Here is an 18,215-nt window from a genome sequence, read left to right on the forward strand (position 1 = left end):
ACCTCTTTCATTCGTAAATGCTTTCTCCGACTCGTTCCATCAATCCGTCTCGATCAATGATCTCAATCGTATGCTGCGTTCGGCGAATCAACCCATCGTCGACGAACTGACGTAAGACACGGTTGACATGACGGTAGCTCGTCCCGATCAAATCTGCTGCATCGACGAGTTCCTTACTCGCAAAAGCATCCGTATTAGGTGTCATCGACAGCAAATAACTGGCTAGCCGAACTTCAACCGGGTACAACAAATTGAAGCTGAGCGTATGCGATTTTAATTCAAACTTTTTCGTGATCGTCTCGAGTAAAAATAATAAAAAGGCAGAATGATGTACACGTGTCTCTTCTAAATCCGGATAAGCGATCCGTAAGACGGTCACTGATGTCACTGCCTCGACCGTGTTCATCAAATCAATCTTTCGGACGAACTCAATATCGCCGACGAGATCAAACGGATGCTTGAAGGACAACACGAGACGTTTCCCCGTTGCCGACATATGCGTGATCTTCAATTTTCCTTCGACGAGCAGGTAGAGTTCATGCGCAACATCGCCTTGCCGACATAAGGTCTCACCCGGTGCGAACGTCTGGATGTGCATCGCTTTGCGTAACGATGCATCAAAGACATGCGTTAACTGATACCGTTCCAAGTAGGTTACAATGTTCGTCACGCTTTCTCCTCCTTAGCTTTTTAAGATGAAGATCCCCGCAATCATCATCAAGATGCCGATGATCTGCGGTCCCCGCAGTCGACGTTTCATGACACCAAACCAGCCTCTTCCGTCAATCCAGAGTGCAAGCGCTAATTGCGCCAATAAAAAGAGCGAAATCGTCAAGGTCACGCCCATCCGGTGGACAGCCGTCATGTTGCTGAATAATATGATCGCTGCAAAGGCACCTCCTGCCAGATAAAGCGGTTTGACACGTCGCATCGCCGAAAAACTGCGATCCCGTAAGACGATCGCTAAGAGGATCGCAACGATGAACCCGGTCATCTGTGTGATCGTTGCCGCTTGCCACGTCCCGATCGTTTGACTAATCCGGGCATTGGCAACACTTTGAAGCGTTAAGAAAAAGCCACCAGCAATCGCAAATAAGACACCACGCATGTGCATACTCCTCTCTCGTTCCATGATACTCTCATTTAACGAGAGTCTTTCTGATTTGAACAGGACATTTGTCCTGAGATGTTCAGAAGTTTAGAAATCATGATGAGTAAATAGAATTTCATACAACTCCAAGTGTATCAAAAGGGGCTGACTCAAAAAAAGAATGACGCGTCTTTTCACGCCCCTTCCTCAGGCGAGACACAAGCCAGCTTTCCTGCTTCATTTAAGCAGGAAAGCGGGTCTTGTTCGTCTCTGACAACGCATAAATGCGTTTTTCCTGTAGGAGTGGCGTGTGACGCGTCATTCTTTTTATTACGAGATAAGGGGGGACAGATTGATGATCTGTCCCCCCTTATCTTTGTAGAGACTGACTTTTGAGTCAGCCTCTTGATGTGTTTAAATAGTTTATGCTTCTTCTTCCAATCGTTTAATCGCTTCATCCAGCTGTTCCTGATCCTCTTCTGATAGCTTTGGATATTGCGGATCAATTTCCTTCAGGACGTCATTCATGACTTCGGTGACGATATAGCGGGAATACCATTCGTCATCTGCCGGTAAAATATACCATGGTGCATACGATGTCGATGTCGCTGAGACAAGCTCAGCAAAAATCTCATGGTATTCGTCCCAGTGCTTGCGTTCCTCAATGTCATTAAACGAGAATTCGAAGTTTTTCGTTGGATCTTTCAGACGAGTCAACAGCCGTTGCCGTTGCTCCTCTTTTGAGACATGAAACAAAAACTTGACGACCCGGAAGCCGTTCTCGACGAGATAGCGTTCAAAGTCATTGATTTGACGGTAGCGCATCTGCCAAACATCTCCGTCATCCGGCTTTTCTTCCTCCTCGAGCAAATCATGGATTCGTGGTGCAATGACTTCCTCATAATAGGAGCGATTTAAGATGCCGACTTCCCCTTTTTCCGGTAGTCCTTCGTGGATTCGCCATAGGTAGTCATGTTTTTGCTCCGTATCCGACGGTTTTTTGACGGAAATCGTTCGGAGTCCTTGTGCGTTCAAGTTAGAAAAGATATAGCTGATCGCCTCATCCTTCCCTGCTGCATCAATCGCTTGCAGGATGACGAGGACGCCATTTTTCTCTTCGGCATACAAACGCCAATGTAACTCTTTTAACGTCTCAACACTTTTTGGAATCCGTTTCTCTCGCAATTCTGCTTCCGAAATTTTATGTTCTTCTGATGTCGGGTAATTCGAAAACGAGACTTGCTCGCCTTCTTTAACACGATAGGATGACAGTTTCATGGTAGGACTCCTCCTTTAATTGCTTCTAAAGGGGGTTTACCCAACTCACTCACCTTGAAAACGTTCAGATGAACTTATCTTTTTAAAAGAAGTCGGACTCCCTCTTCCAGCGTCGTCACGGGACGACCAAGTAATGCTTCAAAATCAGTACTTTCTACTGCCAGAGTCCCTGCTGCGATATCTGCCTGGATACCAGTCAGCATTGGAATCAAGAAGTCAGGTAAGCCAGCTGCTTGCATCCGCTCGCCATAGGTCGCGCCATCTACTTCATCTAAAGCGACCGGTCGGTTAAGCACTGTTCCGACTGCAGTTGCAAGTTCTGCTTGTGTATGCAACGGTCCCGATAGTTCATAGATCGCTTTTGGATGCTCAAGTGTCAGTCCCGTCGCAATCGCTAACGCATACTCATCTTGTAACGCCCATCCGACTTTGCCTTCACCTGCAGCCGTTAACCAGTCTGCGCCTTGTGCGACAGCCTCAATCGTTCCGAGTTCATTTTCGAGATACCAGTTGTTGCGGAAAAAGACATACGGGATACCTGTCGCTTGAATCGCTTCCTCTGTGACACGATGCGTTCGAGCAAGTCCGTTTGTACTGTGTGCCGCATTGGCGATGCTCGTATAGCCGATCAGCTTGACGCCTGCCTCTTTTGCTGCCGTGACAGCGGCTTGGTGTTGCCGGATCCGAGTCGCCTCTTCACCGTCCGTCGAAATGATCAACAATCGATCGATTCCTTGAAACGCTTGTCCGAGTGTTTCGGGCTGATCAAAGTCTCCGTATCGGACATCGATTCCTTGTACTGCAAGCGCTGTTGCTTTTTCGACATCGCGGACACTAACCGCTACATTTTCGTTGCCGACTTGTTCACTGAGGTGCTGCACGATCCGCGCGCCTAATTTTCCGGTTGCTCCAGTAATTAACCATTTCATGATGAAACCACTCCTTTGAAGTTTGATGTTGTTCTTCATGATACGCTAGGTGATACACTAAAAAAAGTAGGCACTTATCTGAAACTAGGTCCCTCAAAACGAACCAATGGGAGAGGATGAATGTGGCTGTATTCGATACAACGACCAATCAACGCACTGCCTGTCCAGTCACTCGGGTCCAACAGATGGTCGCTGGCAAATGGAAGATCATCTTGCTGTGGCACCTGACACACGGAACACATCGTTTTAATGAACTGCAACAATTAACAGGTATCTCTAAGGGAACATTGACACGTCAGCTACGTGAGCTTGAAGCGGATGGGTTGATTCAACGGCACGTCTTTGGCGAAGTTCCCCCTCGTGTTGAATATTCTCTAACGGATGCTGGTCATAGTTTTTTACCAATTCTTGATCACATGGCAGCCTGGAGTGAACAACACTTTCAGGTGAAATGATCGTGAGTAACAAAAAAATGCGCTTCTTCTCGAGTTGAACTGAACCCCGAATGATAGACACTTGAAAAGAAGTGCATGTTTTCGTTCATTCCGTCGCTGTTACCGTCTGACGTAAGTGGGTGTCGATCGCTTCTGCGACGCGTAATCCGGAGATGACAGCGCTCTCGACGCGCGTCCGTCCTGATGCATCATCGGCTTCAAGGAACGCATCACCAGCAAGCCAAAGTGGATGTGACGACAGTTTCAAATGCGGTGTCCGGTAAACTGCACGTGCCTGAGCGTAACGCCAACGCTTGAGCTGGCGGGAGATAATCGTCACTGGTCCGAGTTGCTGTTGTAACAGACGCTCAACTTCCGCGAGTGTCTCTTCTTCCGGACGCTCGTACCAGTCTTCACTGAAGCGGGCTGTCATATAGACGCTCAAAAGTGTCGTTTTCGAAATCTCCTTCTCGGCATTGTTGACGATTTTTAAGATACCGTCGATAAGATGCTCATCTTGCAATCCGACTTCCCCGATCGTGAGTCGCTCTTTGACTTCAAACAGACCAACGAATGTCGGCTCGAACGTCACTTGTCGTAACTGCTCATGATCGTCATCAGAAAGTGTCAAACTAGAAGACTGTAACAGTTCATAGGCTTGCGGTACCGGTGCTGTTACGAGGAGTGCATCATATTCACTTTGATGGTCCGTCGCCTGTGTGACAAGTTCATCTTCCGTTGCCGAAATATGCGTGACTTGCTTATTCAATTGGACGGGAATTCCTCGACCAATCGCTTGTACGAGTTGATTCATGCCGTTCGTTGCGACATAGCGTGGAAAATCCGTTCCGAACCACTTACGAACCCATCCCTTCTGAAGCCATCCGTCGACTTCGCGTCCCAACTCTTCCGTCCGAACCGTGAAGAAGACAGCACCATGATCCGCTGTTCCTTCATCAATACGACGAGTTGCCATTCGCCCCCCGACGCTCTGGCTTTTTTCGATGATTTCAACAGCATGTCCTGCTGCCTGCAATTGGCGTGCCGCAAAGATCCCGGCGAGTCCACCGCCAATGATTCCGATTCGTTTCCCTGTCATCTCGCTTCCCCCTCAGATTCCTCATTTCCCTAAGTATAGAGGTTTCTTCCAAGACATGGGTGAATCAATACCCATCCGATATGCTCGTCGTCTGTAATTCCTGCTCGATGAGTGCGATGTTCTCCTCAAAGAACGCCTGGTGCTCTTCTCGTCCCCGTTTGATGCACCAGCCGACGGCAGTGAGTACTTCCCACAAACGATAGTATGCGAGATACGTCTCGATCGGCACGTCTGGGTGTAATGTCGCGTATCCTTCTTGAAATGCCGTGACGTAAATGGAACCGAACGTATTGAGATTACGGACGATCTTCGTGAAGTCCATCTCGACGGCCCCATAGCGGGTCGTCTCGAAATCGATCACCCCTGTGACTTGATCACCTACCGTCAGTAAATTTGCTAGGCGGAAGTCACAATGTGTGGCAACGGGACGTGACGGCTCCGGTAACGACTGTTCTCGTCTGACTAACTCTGTTTGGATGTTCTCTAAAAAAACGGGGTCGAGTTCGGACGTGATGAACGGCATGAATCCATCGAGTTTTTCATTCCGGAAACGTCGCCAGTCCTGAACCGGATAGGCATAAAATCCATCTTCCGTATACTCGCCGTAAGCTTCTCCTGTGCACGTATGCAGCATTGCGAGCGTTCGACCAATTTCGTACGCCAATTTTTTAGTCATCGTGACCGGTGCCTGTCCCGGTAAGGCAGCAAGTACGAACGCCCCGGTCGTCTGCCCGGGAGCTGCTTCAGCTAAGATGTGCGGCACGGGTACAAATTCTTCTAGTGCATGAATCCAGCCACGTTCCCGGTACCACTTTTCAGCCGTGTACGGGCGCTTCAAGAAGACGACCTGACCATCCGTTAGGATGAGACGATCGACTTCAGAACTATACGATTCGTCGACGGTCGCACACGCCACGACGTCGAGTTGAAAATGTTCAATCCATTCGTCTCGCGTCATTCCGTCGTTCCCACTATTTTCTGTAGCGTTTCACCTGGTAGACCGTCAATCGGTCCAACATAGGTCGATTCAAAACCTAATCCGATCAAAATACGGCGCGACGCTTCATGTGCTGGATCAATCGTCGCCGTGACGACCTGTAGCTCTTCTTCTGTCGCTAACTGTAAGAGACGCTCTGCAATCGCTGTGCCGTATCCGCGTCCCCACTGATCGGGTAGTAGCATGTAACCGAGCTCTGCTTCGAACGGTTGCGTTTGACTTCGGGTCATGTGCCCGATTCCAATCCATGTCTCTTCGGCATAAATCAAATACGATCCGAGTCGGTCGTGCTGCTGTTGTTCAAGGATTCGCTCAAAGCGTTGTTTCGTTTCTGCGTCTGTTAATGCCTGTTCCGTGATGTAACGCATGACACGATCGTCTTGAACGAGCATTGCGTAGCGATCGTAATCGGACGCTGTCATTTTTCGTAATTCAATCATCTTATTCTCCTCTTCATGTCCGGTAGTCATTGTGGGTTGGGGTGAAGACGTCTTCCGTTGACGGACGAACGATCGCAAAGTGTTCGACGTTATAATGACCGTGCAAGACTTGATTGTGGTGTGCGATCATTTGCTCCGGCGTCAATACATCAGAACCGTTCGTCGTATGTCCATCGGCAACGAGTGTGACATCAAAACCATGTACTGTCGCACTGCGTACCGCAGTATCGATGCAGTGTTCCGTCTTACAACCTAAGACGATCAGATGTTCAATCGATGCTTGGCGTAGATGATCGAGCAAGGGGGTACTATGGAACGCATTCGTCGCTGCTTTATCGAACGTGACACTGGACGCTGGAACGGGAATCGAATCATGGACTGCAAAACCGGGTCCTGTTCCGCCAGCGACATCTAGATCCCGAATGAAGACGACTGGGATGTTCCGTTCGTCTGCTTCGAGTACGACCGCTTCGATGACGTGCGCGACTTGTTCTTTTAAGTATACCGGACGTTCTTCGGTGTTTCCGTCGACGAGTTCCTGTTGAAAATCAATCACTAGGACCGCTTGTTTCATCGTCATGTTCCTCCTTGTAAAATCGACTGCTTGTTTCCTTCCCGCTCATCTGAATGATTTCCTGCTCCTGACGGACGCGAAACTTTTTAGCTGTTGGATTCGTTAAGAAGAAAGAAAGGATGTGTCTGGATGATTTGGTTTGGCGTCATCTTCTTATGTGTGCTTCTCGTCAATCTGACACTGGAGAAACTGATCATGAACCGGACGATGACAGGTCGCTGGTTCGTACGCAACTTACTCATTTGTCTCGGGATCACTCTATTACTTTTCGGAATTGAACGTTATATCCTATCCGGTCTGTAAAAAAACAGGTAGCGATTTTTCGCCACCTGCTTTTTTAGTTAATAGACTTCGTAATTTTGCCCCGTCTGCGCCCCTTCGATACTCTTTTCGAATGCCGTCGCGACACGTGACGCCGGAACGGCTTCAAACCCACGGAAGAAGGGTCCGTACTTTTCAAGTGACTCGATCAGTACGTTCGGACTGACGCTGTTGATTCGAATGCCTCGTGGCATCTCAATTGCCGCTGCCTGAACGAACGCTTTGACCCCACCGTTCGCAAGCGCAGCAGATGCGCCTTGGCGAATCGGATCGTCCATCATGATGCCGGTCGTCAGCGTAAAGCTTCCCCCGTCTCGTACTGCCCCTAACCCAAGCAAGACGAGATTGACCTGACCTTTTAGTTTACTGTCGATTCCGATTTGATTGAGCTCCGGTGTTAAGTCGGTCAATGGACCAAAATGAGCACCGCCTGTCGCACTGATGACAGCATCAACAGACCCGACTGTTTCATACATCGCTCGGATACTTGCTTCTGACGTAATATCGACTTGTACATCCGCTCCGCTTCGTCCGGCACGAATGATGTCATGTCGCTCACTCAAACGTTCGACGACTGCCTGCCCAATCGTTCCGCTTGCTCCTACTACTAAAATACGCATAACCCTTTCCCCTTTCACGTCTAACTTACCTATCTAGCCTACTGCACAGCAGATGATGGTTTCAAGGATTCTACCGGATGCGTCTTCAAGAAGATGAGGATTTCTTCGAACAAACGTTGTTTATCCCGATCGAGTGTCAGTAGATGTTTACTGTTCGGAAGAAGGACCTTTTTCTGATCTCGGCTCGGCACTGTCTTTTCGATTCGCTCGAGACTTGCATGATAGACGGCATCATCTAATGCGCCAAGGAATAGAGCGATGGGCTGTGTGATCTTCTGCAAGACGACTCCTGTGTCGAGGATGAACTGTTGCAGTGCCCGTAAGTCTTTTTCAGGGCGTGGAAAATGACGGTCGACAAAGTCTGCGATCCACTCCGGCGAACGATCGTCAAATTGAAAATACCGTTCCGTATAACGGCGGACTCTATGTTCGAGTCCCGCAATCGTCCGCTCAAGAATCGGCGTCGAGAGTAAGATGAGTCCGGCGCATCCTGACTGTTCTGCCAGTCGAAGAGCCATCACCCCACCGAGTGATTGCCCGATCAAAAAGAAGTCTTTGTGCCCTTGCTCATGTAAAAAGGCGCATCCGTCTTGCGCGGACTGCCAGACGTCTTCGATCGTCGTCTCAAACAAGCGCTCCGGCGATTCCCCGTGCCCGGCGTAATTGGGCGCGTAACAGGTATACCCGGCTACATGTAAAAAGCGAGCGAGCCCCCGCATCTCATTCGCACTACCAGTAAAACTATGTAACAACAAAACAGCAGGTCCAGTTCCTTCTAAGTACAGATCCTTTGATTTCGTAATCAAGTGCGCACCTCCTTTTCATCTCTTCACACTTCCTCTACCGAAACATCCTCCCGTAACGATTCTATAATCCGAAAGCCTGGGTAGTCCGCTTCAGATCGTCGTTCGCCACTTGACCGATAATAAGCATTCCAGTAACTGATCATCCGGTCTTCGATTCGCTTCATGTATGCCGGATCATCCTCGACGAATCGCCGCTTCACTTCCGGATCCCATTGCTCGATTGCGGGTACGATGATGTCGACGATTTCACGGACGTATTCACTAGCGAGTTCGATGATATAGGCGAGAACCCATCCGTCGTGTGAATGGTTTTTAAGTAACTGCTGAAGATAATGCTCACGAACATGACCATCATGGTGACGGGTGTAAAGGCAATATAAAATCGTCTGTTGCGTCGACGTCAGCTTCTTAATCCGCTCCGAGTCGATTTCTGACACGTATACACGCATCGGAATCTGTATGTGTTCGTGCTCTATCTTCACTTTGATTGTCCCTGGTGATAAGCGTGTCCATCCAAACGGTAGACACGCTTTAACGACCCGAACGTTCTGTTTATATCGTTTAGGAAATGCTGTAAGCCAGCGATTCATCTTATTCTCCTCTCATATAAAAAACTCCAAACGGCAGACGCTTTCGCGCCTATCATTTGGAGTCGATTTGTTTCTTATTCAACCGTTACCGACTTCGCCAAGTTACGTGGCTTATCGACGTCACAATCGCGACCGAGTGCCGCGTAGTATGAGATCAATTGAAGTGGTAAGACAGACAAGAGCGGTGACAAGAGTGGCTCGACTGCTGGGATGACAAAGGCATCCGTCGGCAATTCAAGACCTTCTGCTGCGATGACACACGCGTTTGCACCACGTGCGACGACTTCCTTGACGTTCCCACGGTTGTTGAGGTGAACGTGTGGTTGTGTCACGAGCGCGATGACTGGTGTGTTGTCCTCGATCAAAGCGATCGGACCGTGCTTGAGCTCTCCACCCGCATATCCTTCTGCTTGGATATATGAGATCTCTTTGAGTTTCAATGCACCTTCCATACCGACGTATGCATCTTGTCCGCGACCGATGAAGAACGCGTTACGTGACTCAGACAAGTACTCTGTCGCGATTTCTTGGAAACGATCTTTTTGAGACATGACCGATTCCATCGCACTTGAGATTTTACCGAGTTCCTTCATGAGATCGAAGTTGACAGCAACCCCTTTCGCTTGAGCGAGGTCAAACGCAAGAACAGCGAGGACAGCGATTTGAGCTGTATACGCTTTTGTTGAAGCAACGGCGATTTCTGGACCCGCGTGGAGCAACAACGTCGCGTTTGCTTCACGTGATAATGTTGATCCTGGAACGTTCGTGATCGTCAGTGCCGGGTGACCAAGTTTCTTCGCTTCAACGAGAACCGCACGGCTATCCGCTGTTTCACCTGATTGGGAAAGGAAGAGGAAGAGTGGTTTCTCTGTCAATAATGGCATGTTGTATCCGAACTCAGAAGAGATATGAACTTCTGTCGGGATGCCAGCGATTTGTTCAATCAACTGTTTTCCGATCAAACCAGCATGGTAGCTTGTTCCGCAACCGATGATGTAGACACGGTCACGACCGAGTACGAGATCACGGACTGATTGGTCGAGTGTGATGTCGCCTGCTTCATTTTGATATTGTTGAACGATGTTGCGGATAACAGCTGGTTGCTCATCCATCTCTTTGAGCATGTAGTGCGCATACGTTCCTTTTTCGATGTCTGAAGCATCGATTTCAGCCGTATATGCTTCACGTTCTTGAACGTTACCGTCGAGATCTTGAATCGTAACGCTATCACGCGTCAAGATGATCATCTCGCCATCATGCAACTCGATGAATTGATCCGTTACTTGTAACATTGCCATTGCGTCTGATGCGACGACGTTGAACGTACCGTCACCGAGACCAACGAGAAGTGGTGATTTGTTTTTTGCGACGTATAAGACGTCTGGATTTTCAGCATCGATCAATGCGAGGGCATACGAACCGTGCAAGACGCGAAGTGTTTGACGGAATGCTTCCGCGACGTCACCTGTCTCGTTGAAGTTCTTTTCAATCATCTGAACGATGACTTCTGTATCCGTGTCGCTGAGGAGATCGACATTCAATTCTGCTTTCAACTGCTCATCATTTTCAATGACGCCGTTGTGCACGAGCGTGAAACGTGCTGACGCACTTTGATGCGGGTGCGCGTTTGGTACGCTTGGGACACCATGTGTCGCCCAGCGTGTGTGTCCGATTCCGACTGTCCCGTCTGCATCTGCAGGAACGACTTCGCGTAGCGCAGCAATCCGGCCTACTTCTTTGTGGACTTGGACGCCGTCGTTGACGAACGCAAGACCTGCCGAGTCATAGCCGCGGTACTCGAGCTTCTCGAGACCTTTTAATAAAATTTCCTTCGTGTTGACCTGTCCGATCATACCTACGATTCCGCACATGTTACATCTCTCCATTTACAAGTATTTCCCTAAAGAGGAAACGGCTCTTGTTGAGAGGATCCCGATCGGTCTGTTTGTCCGTCCAATCACTTGGACGATTTCAGAACGATTTACGGTATGGATCTGGTACCGGGAGGCATCCGCCGAATGATTCGATAAACCTCCACCTCGTCAGCTTTCATCCTACGGTGAAAGCCCTGGCGCTTCTTGTTTCCGTCTGACCCCGTTTCTGTCCGACTTCACCATCATACGAACTTTAATCTGAAAAAGCAAGAAAGGTAACGTATTTGTAACTATTCCCGATATTTTTCTATTCAATACGCATAATACCTATTTTTTGTAAAAATCTCAATCTGTTTTTCTAAAATAATTGTAAAAAAGAAGCAGAGCACTCGCTCCGCTTCAGGTTGCTTAATTTTCTTGTAACGCGTAGTTCTCACGAACGACGTTCGCGATCCGCTCGACGTATGCATCACACGCTTCTTGTGTCGGAGCTTCTGCCATGACACGAACGAGTGGTTCTGTTCCTGACGCACGAACGAGAATCCGTCCGTTGCCCGCCATCTCTGCTTCGACTTCAGCAATGATCGCTTGCACGGCAGGACCGCTCATTGCACCATTTTTGTCTGAGACACGGATGTTAACGAGACGTTGTGGGAAGATCGGCATCTCAGCTGCGAGTTCCGATAACTTTTTCCCTGTCGCTTTCATGATTTGCAACAACTGGACGCCTGACAACATGCCGTCCCCTGTCGTTGAGTAATCCATGAAAATGATATGCCCCGACTGTTCACCACCGAGTGTGTAGTCGTTCTTACGCATCTCTTCGACGACATAACGGTCACCGACCGCTGTCTGAAGTGCCGTCATCCCGTTTTCTTCCACGGTTTTATGGAAGCCGAGGTTACTCATGACCGTCGCAACGATCGTGTTGTCTTTCAGACGACCAAGTTCATTCAAGTATTTTCCGCAAATGAACATGATTTTATCGCCATCGACGATATCACCGTTCTCATCGACTGCAATCAAGCGGTCGCCGTCTCCATCAAACGATAAACCAACGTCTGCGCCTTTTTCCTTAACGAAGGCAGCGAGATGTTCTGGGTGTGTCGAACCGACACCATCATTGATGTTGAGTCCGTTCGGAGTTGTACCGATCGTCGATACTTCTGCTTCCAAGTCACCGAATAGACGTGGTGCGAGGCTTGACGTTGCACCGTGTGCGCCGTCGATCGCGACATGGATACCTGAGAAATCTTCATCCGATGTCTGGCGAAGCATATGAAGATATTTTTGTGCACCTTCGTAGTAATCGTGAACGAAACCGAGTTCTTTTCCAGCTGGACGTGGTAATGTATCTTCTGCTTCATCGAGCAATGCTTCGATTTCAAGCTCAGTTGCGTCATCGAGCTTGAAGCCATCTGAACCGAAGAACTTGATTCCGTTATCTTCAACTGGATTGTGCGATGCAGAAATCATGACTCCCGCTGTCGCATCCATCGTTTTTGTCAGGTACGCGACACCCGGTGTCGAGATGACACCAAGACGCATGACTTCTGCACCGATTGATAAAAGACCAGCGATGAGTGCGTTCTCAAGCATTTGACCAGAAACACGTGTATCGCGTCCGATCAAGACTTTTGGTCGTGTGCTTTCGTGTTTCGTCAACACGTAACCACCTGTTCGACCGAGGCGATATGCTAGTTCCGGTGTCAATTCTACGTTTGCGACGCCGCGTACGCCGTCAGTTCCAAAATACTTACCCATGTGTTATTTCCTCATTTCACTAATTTGTTTTAATTGGTCGGAACGGATGTCCGCGGAACAGCTTTTAGCGTGACATCCATATTATCCGGACGCAGGACATCAAAGGCTTTTGACGTCTGATACGAAATCGGCAATCCGTGCGTTCCTTCTTTTAGTCCCGTCACATCGATGACCGCTTTGATATCCGTCGCATCGATCGATGCTAAATCAGATTCTTTCCCACGGACAATGACATCAATCGTTTGGTTGTAATCAATCGTATACTTCGATTCATCAAACCCATTCAACGTGACCGTCACACCCGGAATCGTTTTCTCTGCCCGATCTTCGACGGTTTCCGTCGTCGATTTCGCATTTTCCTTTTCGACAACGATATTGACGGTGACCTGTGTCGGATCCATCGCTGTCGCATTTTCTGGTTCAACAAGTTTGACGGTTTTTTCTGTCGTCTTCGTCAGTCCTTTGAGCGAGACCGCTTCCGTATCAACGGAACCGATACGCTCTAACTCTTCTTTTGTTCCATATAGACGAGCTTCCGTCGTAACGGGAACGATCTTGACGACGGTATATCCTTTTTTGACGTCATCTTTTGTCTGCACATTGATCGGTACCGTCTTACTTTCCTTATAGATCGGTACTGTGATTTCTAGTTGCTCTGGTTGATAAGATGCATTGATCGTATTCCCGTTCGCATCGGTCGCTTTGGCATTGAACGTCTCTTTAAACGTCTCTGCCCGACCAGTTACATCGATCGGTACTTGGATCGCTGAAATCGCCTGTAACTTTTCTGCGCCTCCCGTGACTTCAACGGTTTGTTGGTTCGGTTGTGCTTCCCCAGCGACATATCCTTCAGCGATTTTGTTTTTATTGAGTAAGGCGACTTGTACAGGTACTTCCTTTGTAATCTTCTTATCGAGGAAGACTTCGATCGTCTCCTGCTTCGGCGTCACCTCGACATCTTTTCCGAAGCCAGTTGCTGTGACACGGACACGATGATAGCCAGGGTCAAGTCCTTTTAAATCAATCGATAACCCAAAATCCTGAACGAGCCGAAGCATCGTCAAGCTACTCGATGGACCTTTAACGGTTACCTCCATCGTATTTGGAATATTATAGGCGACCCACTGCGATTCATCATACTGGACCGTGACCGGCACGTCAAATTTCGTCGAACCTTGACCCGCGATCGGCAACAGACTAGCGGCGTCACTTTTTCCTGTCGTATTCGAACCTGCCACCATCAAATACAACATGACGGCTAAGACGACCGCAACAATGCGTAAAAACCAGCGTTCATTGAACCATTTTTCGAACATTATTTTTTCGCCCCCATCCAGTTCAAGAAGGAAGTATTCGTCTGTTCGACCTTAACGATCGTCTCAAGCAACTTCGTCCGTAAGGATTCTTCATCGAGTTCCCGGTACAGACGTCCATTGATGGCGAGTGAGACACCACCCGTTTCTTCCGAGACGACGAGCGTAACACTATCCGTTACTTCACTGACACCGATTGCAGCGCGGTGACGTGTTCCAAGCTCTTTTGAGATATGTGCACTTTCTGACAACGGTAAGTAACAAGCGGCAGCTGCTAACTTGCCTTGCTGGACGATGACGGCGCCATCATGTAATGGTGTATTCGGAATGAATAAGTTGATCAGCAACTGACTCGTGATTTGTGAACCAAGCGGAATGCCCGTCTCTACGTATTCACTCAGTCCTGTCTCACGTTCAATCGTCACGAGTGCTCCAATACGGCGTTTTGACATGTACTGGGCAGACGATACGAGCGCATCGACGATTCGAACTTGTTCATCTTCATCACTGATCGCACTACGTGAGAAGAATTTACTCGTTCGTCCTAAGTGTTCCAGTCCACGCCGGAGTTCGGGTTGGAAGATGATGATGATCCCCAGTAACCCATAGGTGATAATTTGATTGAGTAAGAATTGAAGTGTTTTAAGTCCAAAAAAGCCACTCAGGAACCAACTGATCAAAATGACCGAAATCCCTTTAATGAGCTGGACCGCTTTTGTTCCTTTGACGATGATCATGAGACGGTAAATGACGAACGTCACGACCGCAATATCAATCACGTCATTAATATAATCGTACCAATGTACGTTTTCTCCCAGTTTCAACAATTGAAATTGAAGTGGTTGCCAGCTGAAGTAATTCACCAACCGTGCCCCCTAACTCATCTGATTTAAACAGTTTCCATTATAGCACAAAGGGACGAGTTCGACTCGTCCCAGCTGATTATTGAAATAGACGCTTGATTCCGTACCATACGCGTTCGAATAATTGATCGATTTCCTTGATTTCTCCGGTCACGCTACCAGCACTCGCCGTGTACGCTTTCCCGTCAACGGTCATGACGTCGCCATTAACTTTCCCTTCGATTCGGACGTTCCCGCCTTCGACATAGAGATCTTGATCGACCGTGACGCCTTTTGGCACGACGACCTCACCATTTTGAGCGACGATGCCTGGTGCATTCGTATAAGATAAGTCATGTTCTTCCTGTGCCATATAACCACCAAGGCTACCGACCGACAAAAGTAAGAAAACAGCCGCGGCCGCGAGCAATGGGTATTGCTTCATCTTCCCTCCAAAACGGGACGGTTGCGGTTGGTGCAGTAAAGCAGCGCTCGGCGTATCCACCTGGTCGGGCAATTGTGCCAGCACGCGGGATGTAAAATCTGCCGATAATTTGGGCGCTGGAAGTTGACGCAGTCGAGCATCAAGGAGTCGATACTCTTCGAACTCGTCCATCGCGTCCGCTTCCCGTAACTCTGCTTCCAATCGCTCGAATTCCTCAGGTGGTTGGTTTTGATCTAAATAATCCTGAATCCGTTCATGTACATGCTCTCGTGACATGGTGAGTTCCTCCTTCTCATCGTTTGGCAAAATGCTTCTTCAGCGCTTCCCGTCCACGATGAATTCTAGTTTTGACAGTAGCGACAGGTAATTCGATCATTTCACTGATTTCCTTTAGCGAAAGATCCTCTACATATTTCAGGACGAGTGGGACACGGTATTTTTCTGGTAAAGCCGCAATCGCGTCCCCGACTTCGTTTCGTTGCTCGTTATCGACCACTTGGTCCTCCGGCAAGGTATCCTTGCTCTCGAGTTGTGAATACAATGTCAGTCCTTCAGTACCTGACATCTCAGCATCAAGAGAATAATCAGGTTTCTTTTTCCGTAATCGGTCAATCGATACGTTCGTGACGATTCGGTACAACCAAGTCCGGAACTTCCATTGTGCATTATACGAATCAATCTTCGTAAATACACGGATGAAGGCTTCTTGTGTCGCATCCTCCGCTTCCATTCGATCGCGCAAGACCCGGAAAGCCACAAGAAAGGCACCTTCCTTATATAGATCAACAAGTGCCGCGAATGCATCACGGTCTCCCTGTTTCACTCGCTCAATTAAGCGTAGTGTCGTTTCTTCCACTTTGAATACCCCCCGCTCTATGCGGTCAATCTCTTATACGAAGTCGACCGATAAATGTTTCATCTCCTTTTAAATTGTAACAAAAAAACTTGAACCCCGATGAAAAGAGTTCAAGTTCCATCCATTATTTTACTAAGCGATGTGTTTCCATTGCCAAAAGTAGATCTCCGATCAGTTCATTCGCAAGTTCCGCGGTTCCGTTTCCTTCTTCAAGCAAAGGATTCACTTCAACGAATTCAGCTGCAATGAAGTCTTCTGCCGTTGCGCAATGCTTGAGCACTGTCTTCGCATCGTCTAAGAAAATACCGTCAGCGACACGTGTTCCTGTACCGACGACGAGTGATGGATCGAGACCGTCCATATCGAAGCTAAGATAGAACGCATCTGTCGTTTCCTTCAAATAAGCAATTGCTTCTTCCATGATCGCGTCCATTCCCCGAGTTCGGATCGCTTCCATATCATAGACACGAATACCAAGACGATCGATCAGCTCTTGTTCCCCTGGATCAACGTCACGTAATCCGATGAAGACGAGGTGTTCCGGTTGCAGCTTGATATCTGTTCCTCCGACTTCCGTTAAACGCTGATGTCCTTCCCCAAGGGCTACAGCGAGCGGCATACCGTGGATGTTACCAGACGGTGATGTTTCCGGTGTATTCAAATCACCGTGTGCATCGAACCAGATGACGCCAAGACGTGGTACAGTTTGACGAAGCCCAGCAATCGTTCCGATCGCCATGCTGTGATCGCCACCGACTAACAACGGAAAACATTGTTCCGATAACGCGTCACGTACGATCAGGTGCAAATCATTCGTCGTATGGACGACGCCTTCCAAACGTTTCAGCTTCGGATCTTCTTCCCGGACTGCATCCTCGGATAAGACAGACGCTTCCCCGTAGCGTACTGCTTCTTGTCCCCGTGCTTCGAGTGTCGCGAGTAGACCCGCTTTTTCGACAGCTGCAGGTCCATGTTCAGTGCCTGGCTTTCCTTGCCCATAACGGTATGGTACGCTGATATACGCGATGTTCATACGATATTCCCCCTATGTCATAGTCACTTCTACATATATTGTAAGCGGTAGCAAACGAGTGGTTCAACTCAACAAAAAAACGCATGAATATACAAAAAAACACCGTGAAGGGAATCACGGTGTTCTTGCGTACGTACTCTGGTTATGCTTGGCATTTCATATAAAAAAAACTTAAGACGAACGAAACTCGCTTAAGATCTTTAAATAAAATTGGTGGAGCCTAGCGGGATCGAACCGCTGACCTCCTGCGTGCAAGGCAGGCGCTCTCCCAGCTGAGCTAAGGCCCCGAAAGAAAAAGCGGAAGACGGGATTCGAACCCGCGACCCCGACCTTGGCAAGGTCGTATTCTACCACTGAACTACTTCCGCAAGAAATGAGCCATGCAGGATTCGAACCTGCGACCCTCTGATTAAAAGTCAGATGCTCTACCAACTGAGCTAATGGCTCGACATGGTGGGGGGGGGCGGATTCGAACCGCCGAACCCGAGGGAGCGGATTTACAGTCCGCCGCGTTTAGCCACTTCGCTACCCCCCCAGTTTGTCTAGGAAAATTATACAATTGAGAAAAACAGTGCCGGCAACAGGAGTCGAACCCGCGACCTACTGATTACAAGTCAGTTGCTCTACCAGCTGAGCTACACCGGCACAAAAAATATAATGGTGACCCGTACGGGATTCGAACCCGTGTTACCGCCGTGAAAGGGCGGTGTCTTAACCGCTTGACCAACGGGCCGTTGGCTCCGCAAGTAGGATTTGAACCTACGACCTACCGGTTAACAGCCGGTTGCTCTACCGCTGAGCTATTGCGGAATAAATTAAAAGCCTGGCAACGTCCTATCCTCACAGGGGGAAGCCCCCAACTACTTTCGGCGTTCAAGTGCTTAACTTCCGTGTTCGGCATGGGAACGGG

The 18,215-nt window shown here is 48.6% G+C and carries 20 protein-coding genes, 7 tRNA genes and 1 rRNA gene; 2 read left to right on the forward strand and 26 right to left on the reverse strand.

Features of this window, described 5'->3' with window-relative positions:
* Window positions 1-7: 7 nt before the first annotated feature.
* From HZS85_RS12430 to HZS85_RS12445, 4 genes are all read right to left on the reverse strand, one after another.
* The gene (locus HZS85_RS12430) at window positions 8-670 is read right to left on the reverse strand and encodes a Crp/Fnr family transcriptional regulator (protein ID WP_353048872.1); all 663 of its coding nucleotides are present in this window, start codon (window positions 668-670) and stop codon (window positions 8-10) included.
* Window positions 671-682: 12 nt separating this feature from the next.
* Window positions 683-1,108: a DMT family transporter gene (locus HZS85_RS12435; RefSeq protein WP_214856320.1), complete on the reverse strand. Its 426-nt coding sequence runs from the start codon at window positions 1,106-1,108 to the stop codon at window positions 683-685.
* Window positions 1,109-1,513: 405 nt separating this feature from the next.
* Window positions 1,514-2,368 (reverse strand): PPK2 family polyphosphate kinase, encoded by an 855-nt coding sequence (locus HZS85_RS12440; protein WP_214856322.1) that lies wholly within the window; start codon window positions 2,366-2,368, stop codon window positions 1,514-1,516.
* A 74-nt stretch (window positions 2,369-2,442) separates the two neighbouring features.
* Window positions 2,443-3,297 (reverse strand): SDR family oxidoreductase, encoded by an 855-nt coding sequence (locus HZS85_RS12445; protein WP_214856324.1) that lies wholly within the window; start codon window positions 3,295-3,297, stop codon window positions 2,443-2,445.
* 122 nt (window positions 3,298-3,419) lie between these two features.
* On the opposite strand from HZS85_RS12445, the gene HZS85_RS12450 reads away from it, so the two are divergent.
* Window positions 3,420-3,752, forward strand: coding sequence for a winged helix-turn-helix transcriptional regulator (locus HZS85_RS12450; protein WP_396197630.1), 333 nt, complete (start codon window positions 3,420-3,422; stop codon window positions 3,750-3,752).
* Window positions 3,753-3,837: 85 nt separating this feature from the next.
* Here HZS85_RS12450 and HZS85_RS12455 read toward each other — a convergent pair whose 3' ends face one another.
* From HZS85_RS12455 to HZS85_RS12470, 4 genes are all read right to left on the reverse strand, one after another.
* Window positions 3,838-4,830, reverse strand: a complete 993-nt coding sequence (locus HZS85_RS12455) for an NAD(P)/FAD-dependent oxidoreductase (RefSeq protein ID WP_214856326.1) — start codon at window positions 4,828-4,830, stop codon at window positions 3,838-3,840.
* A gap of 64 nt (window positions 4,831-4,894) precedes the next feature.
* The gene (locus HZS85_RS12460; RefSeq protein ID WP_214856327.1) at window positions 4,895-5,788 is read right to left on the reverse strand and encodes a phosphotransferase family protein; all 894 of its coding nucleotides are present in this window, start codon (window positions 5,786-5,788) and stop codon (window positions 4,895-4,897) included.
* The gene (locus tag HZS85_RS12465) at window positions 5,785-6,267 is read right to left on the reverse strand and encodes a GNAT family N-acetyltransferase (RefSeq protein ID WP_214856328.1); all 483 of its coding nucleotides are present in this window, start codon (window positions 6,265-6,267) and stop codon (window positions 5,785-5,787) included. The genes HZS85_RS12460 and HZS85_RS12465 overlap by 4 nt, the downstream gene beginning before the upstream one ends.
* Before the next feature lie 13 nt (window positions 6,268-6,280).
* On the reverse strand, window positions 6,281-6,841 hold the full coding sequence (locus tag HZS85_RS12470; RefSeq protein ID WP_214856329.1) for an isochorismatase family protein: 561 nt from the start codon (window positions 6,839-6,841) through the stop codon (window positions 6,281-6,283).
* A 129-nt stretch (window positions 6,842-6,970) separates the two neighbouring features.
* On the opposite strand from HZS85_RS12470, the gene HZS85_RS12475 reads away from it, so the two are divergent.
* Window positions 6,971-7,144 carry a hypothetical protein gene (locus HZS85_RS12475; protein ID WP_155960197.1) on the forward strand — a complete coding sequence of 58 codons (174 nt, stop codon included), beginning with the start codon at window positions 6,971-6,973 and terminating at the stop codon, window positions 7,142-7,144.
* Window positions 7,145-7,182: 38 nt separating this feature from the next.
* Here HZS85_RS12475 and HZS85_RS12480 read toward each other — a convergent pair whose 3' ends face one another.
* From HZS85_RS12480 to rrf, 18 genes are all read right to left on the reverse strand, one after another.
* A complete protein-coding gene (locus tag HZS85_RS12480; RefSeq protein ID WP_214856330.1) occupies window positions 7,183-7,782 on the reverse strand; it encodes a short chain dehydrogenase in 600 nt (199 codons plus the stop codon).
* Between the two features lie 38 nt (window positions 7,783-7,820).
* Window positions 7,821-8,588: an alpha/beta hydrolase gene (locus HZS85_RS12485; RefSeq protein ID WP_214856332.1), complete on the reverse strand. Its 768-nt coding sequence runs from the start codon at window positions 8,586-8,588 to the stop codon at window positions 7,821-7,823.
* 23 nt (window positions 8,589-8,611) lie between these two features.
* Window positions 8,612-9,178 (reverse strand): hypothetical protein, encoded by a 567-nt coding sequence (locus HZS85_RS12490; RefSeq protein ID WP_214856334.1) that lies wholly within the window; start codon window positions 9,176-9,178, stop codon window positions 8,612-8,614.
* Window positions 9,179-9,252: 74 nt separating this feature from the next.
* On the reverse strand, window positions 9,253-11,049 hold the full coding sequence (glmS, locus tag HZS85_RS12495; protein WP_214809556.1) for a glutamine--fructose-6-phosphate transaminase (isomerizing): 1,797 nt from the start codon (window positions 11,047-11,049) through the stop codon (window positions 9,253-9,255).
* A 411-nt stretch (window positions 11,050-11,460) separates the two neighbouring features.
* Window positions 11,461-12,816, reverse strand: coding sequence for a phosphoglucosamine mutase (glmM, locus tag HZS85_RS12500; RefSeq protein WP_029343107.1), 1,356 nt, complete (start codon window positions 12,814-12,816; stop codon window positions 11,461-11,463).
* 29 nt (window positions 12,817-12,845) lie between these two features.
* Window positions 12,846-14,132, reverse strand: coding sequence for a CdaR family protein (locus HZS85_RS12505; RefSeq protein WP_214856335.1), 1,287 nt, complete (start codon window positions 14,130-14,132; stop codon window positions 12,846-12,848).
* Window positions 14,132-14,992: a diadenylate cyclase CdaA gene (cdaA, locus tag HZS85_RS12510; RefSeq protein ID WP_056064589.1), complete on the reverse strand. Its 861-nt coding sequence runs from the start codon at window positions 14,990-14,992 to the stop codon at window positions 14,132-14,134. The genes HZS85_RS12505 and cdaA overlap by 1 nt, the downstream gene beginning before the upstream one ends.
* Window positions 14,993-15,071: 79 nt before the next feature.
* Complete coding sequence (locus tag HZS85_RS12515; protein ID WP_056064592.1) at window positions 15,072-15,692, reverse strand: anti-sigma factor; 621 nt, start codon at window positions 15,690-15,692, stop codon at window positions 15,072-15,074.
* A 16-nt stretch (window positions 15,693-15,708) separates the two neighbouring features.
* Entirely contained in the window at window positions 15,709-16,272 is a 564-nt protein-coding gene (gene sigW / locus HZS85_RS12520; protein WP_023466660.1) for an RNA polymerase sigma factor SigW, read from the reverse strand.
* A gap of 124 nt (window positions 16,273-16,396) precedes the next feature.
* Window positions 16,397-17,305: an arginase gene (gene rocF, locus HZS85_RS12525; protein ID WP_214856336.1), complete on the reverse strand. Its 909-nt coding sequence runs from the start codon at window positions 17,303-17,305 to the stop codon at window positions 16,397-16,399.
* A gap of 211 nt (window positions 17,306-17,516) precedes the next feature.
* Window positions 17,517-17,592 (reverse strand) — tRNA-Ala (locus tag HZS85_RS12530).
* A gap of 9 nt (window positions 17,593-17,601) precedes the next feature.
* Window positions 17,602-17,673, reverse strand: a tRNA-Gly gene (locus tag HZS85_RS12535).
* A gap of 6 nt (window positions 17,674-17,679) precedes the next feature.
* Window positions 17,680-17,752: transfer RNA gene (locus HZS85_RS12540), tRNA-Lys, on the reverse strand.
* A gap of 4 nt (window positions 17,753-17,756) precedes the next feature.
* Window positions 17,757-17,840: transfer RNA gene (locus HZS85_RS12545), tRNA-Tyr, on the reverse strand.
* 37 nt (window positions 17,841-17,877) lie between these two features.
* Window positions 17,878-17,950 (reverse strand) — tRNA-Thr (locus HZS85_RS12550).
* 13 nt (window positions 17,951-17,963) lie between these two features.
* Window positions 17,964-18,038, reverse strand: a tRNA-Glu gene (locus tag HZS85_RS12555).
* Between the two features lie 2 nt (window positions 18,039-18,040).
* A tRNA-Asn gene (locus tag HZS85_RS12560) sits at window positions 18,041-18,115 on the reverse strand.
* Window positions 18,116-18,126: 11 nt separating this feature from the next.
* A 5S ribosomal RNA gene (gene rrf / locus HZS85_RS12565) occupies window positions 18,127-18,215 on the reverse strand; the annotation flags it as partial.

Source organism: Exiguobacterium sp. s130, assembly GCF_018619055.1.
Taxonomy (GTDB): domain Bacteria; phylum Bacillota; class Bacilli; order Exiguobacteriales; family Exiguobacteriaceae; genus Exiguobacterium_A.

Coding starts and splice junctions, on each gene's coding strand:
- HZS85_RS12455 (WP_214856326.1), bottom strand. CDS start 4,830: ATGACAGGGAAACGAATCGGAATCATTGGCGGTGGACTCGCCGGGATC.
- HZS85_RS12515 (WP_056064592.1), bottom strand. CDS start 15,692: ATGTCACGAGAGCATGTACATGAACGGATTCAGGATTATTTAGATCAA.
- rocF (WP_214856336.1), bottom strand. CDS start 17,305: ATGAACATCGCGTATATCAGCGTACCATACCGTTATGGGCAAGGAAAG.
- HZS85_RS12460 (WP_214856327.1), bottom strand. CDS start 5,788: ATGACGCGAGACGAATGGATTGAACATTTTCAACTCGACGTCGTGGCG.
- HZS85_RS12480 (WP_214856330.1), bottom strand. CDS start 7,782: ATGCGTATTTTAGTAGTAGGAGCAAGCGGAACGATTGGGCAGGCAGTC.
- glmM (WP_029343107.1), bottom strand. CDS start 12,816: ATGGGTAAGTATTTTGGAACTGACGGCGTACGCGGCGTCGCAAACGTA.
- HZS85_RS12435 (WP_214856320.1), bottom strand. CDS start 1,108: ATGCGTGGTGTCTTATTTGCGATTGCTGGTGGCTTTTTCTTAACGCTT.
- HZS85_RS12440 (WP_214856322.1), bottom strand. CDS start 2,368: ATGAAACTGTCATCCTATCGTGTTAAAGAAGGCGAGCAAGTCTCGTTT.
- HZS85_RS12505 (WP_214856335.1), bottom strand. CDS start 14,132: ATGTTCGAAAAATGGTTCAATGAACGCTGGTTTTTACGCATTGTTGCG.
- HZS85_RS12465 (WP_214856328.1), bottom strand. CDS start 6,267: ATGATTGAATTACGAAAAATGACAGCGTCCGATTACGATCGCTACGCA.
- HZS85_RS12445 (WP_214856324.1), bottom strand. CDS start 3,297: ATGAAATGGTTAATTACTGGAGCAACCGGAAAATTAGGCGCGCGGATC.
- HZS85_RS12490 (WP_214856334.1), bottom strand. CDS start 9,178: ATGAATCGCTGGCTTACAGCATTTCCTAAACGATATAAACAGAACGTT.
- HZS85_RS12475 (WP_155960197.1), top strand. CDS start 6,971: ATGATTTGGTTTGGCGTCATCTTCTTATGTGTGCTTCTCGTCAATCTG.
- glmS (WP_214809556.1), bottom strand. CDS start 11,049: ATGTGCGGAATCGTAGGTATGATCGGACAGGTCAACACGAAGGAAATT.
- HZS85_RS12470 (WP_214856329.1), bottom strand. CDS start 6,841: ATGAAACAAGCGGTCCTAGTGATTGATTTTCAACAGGAACTCGTCGAC.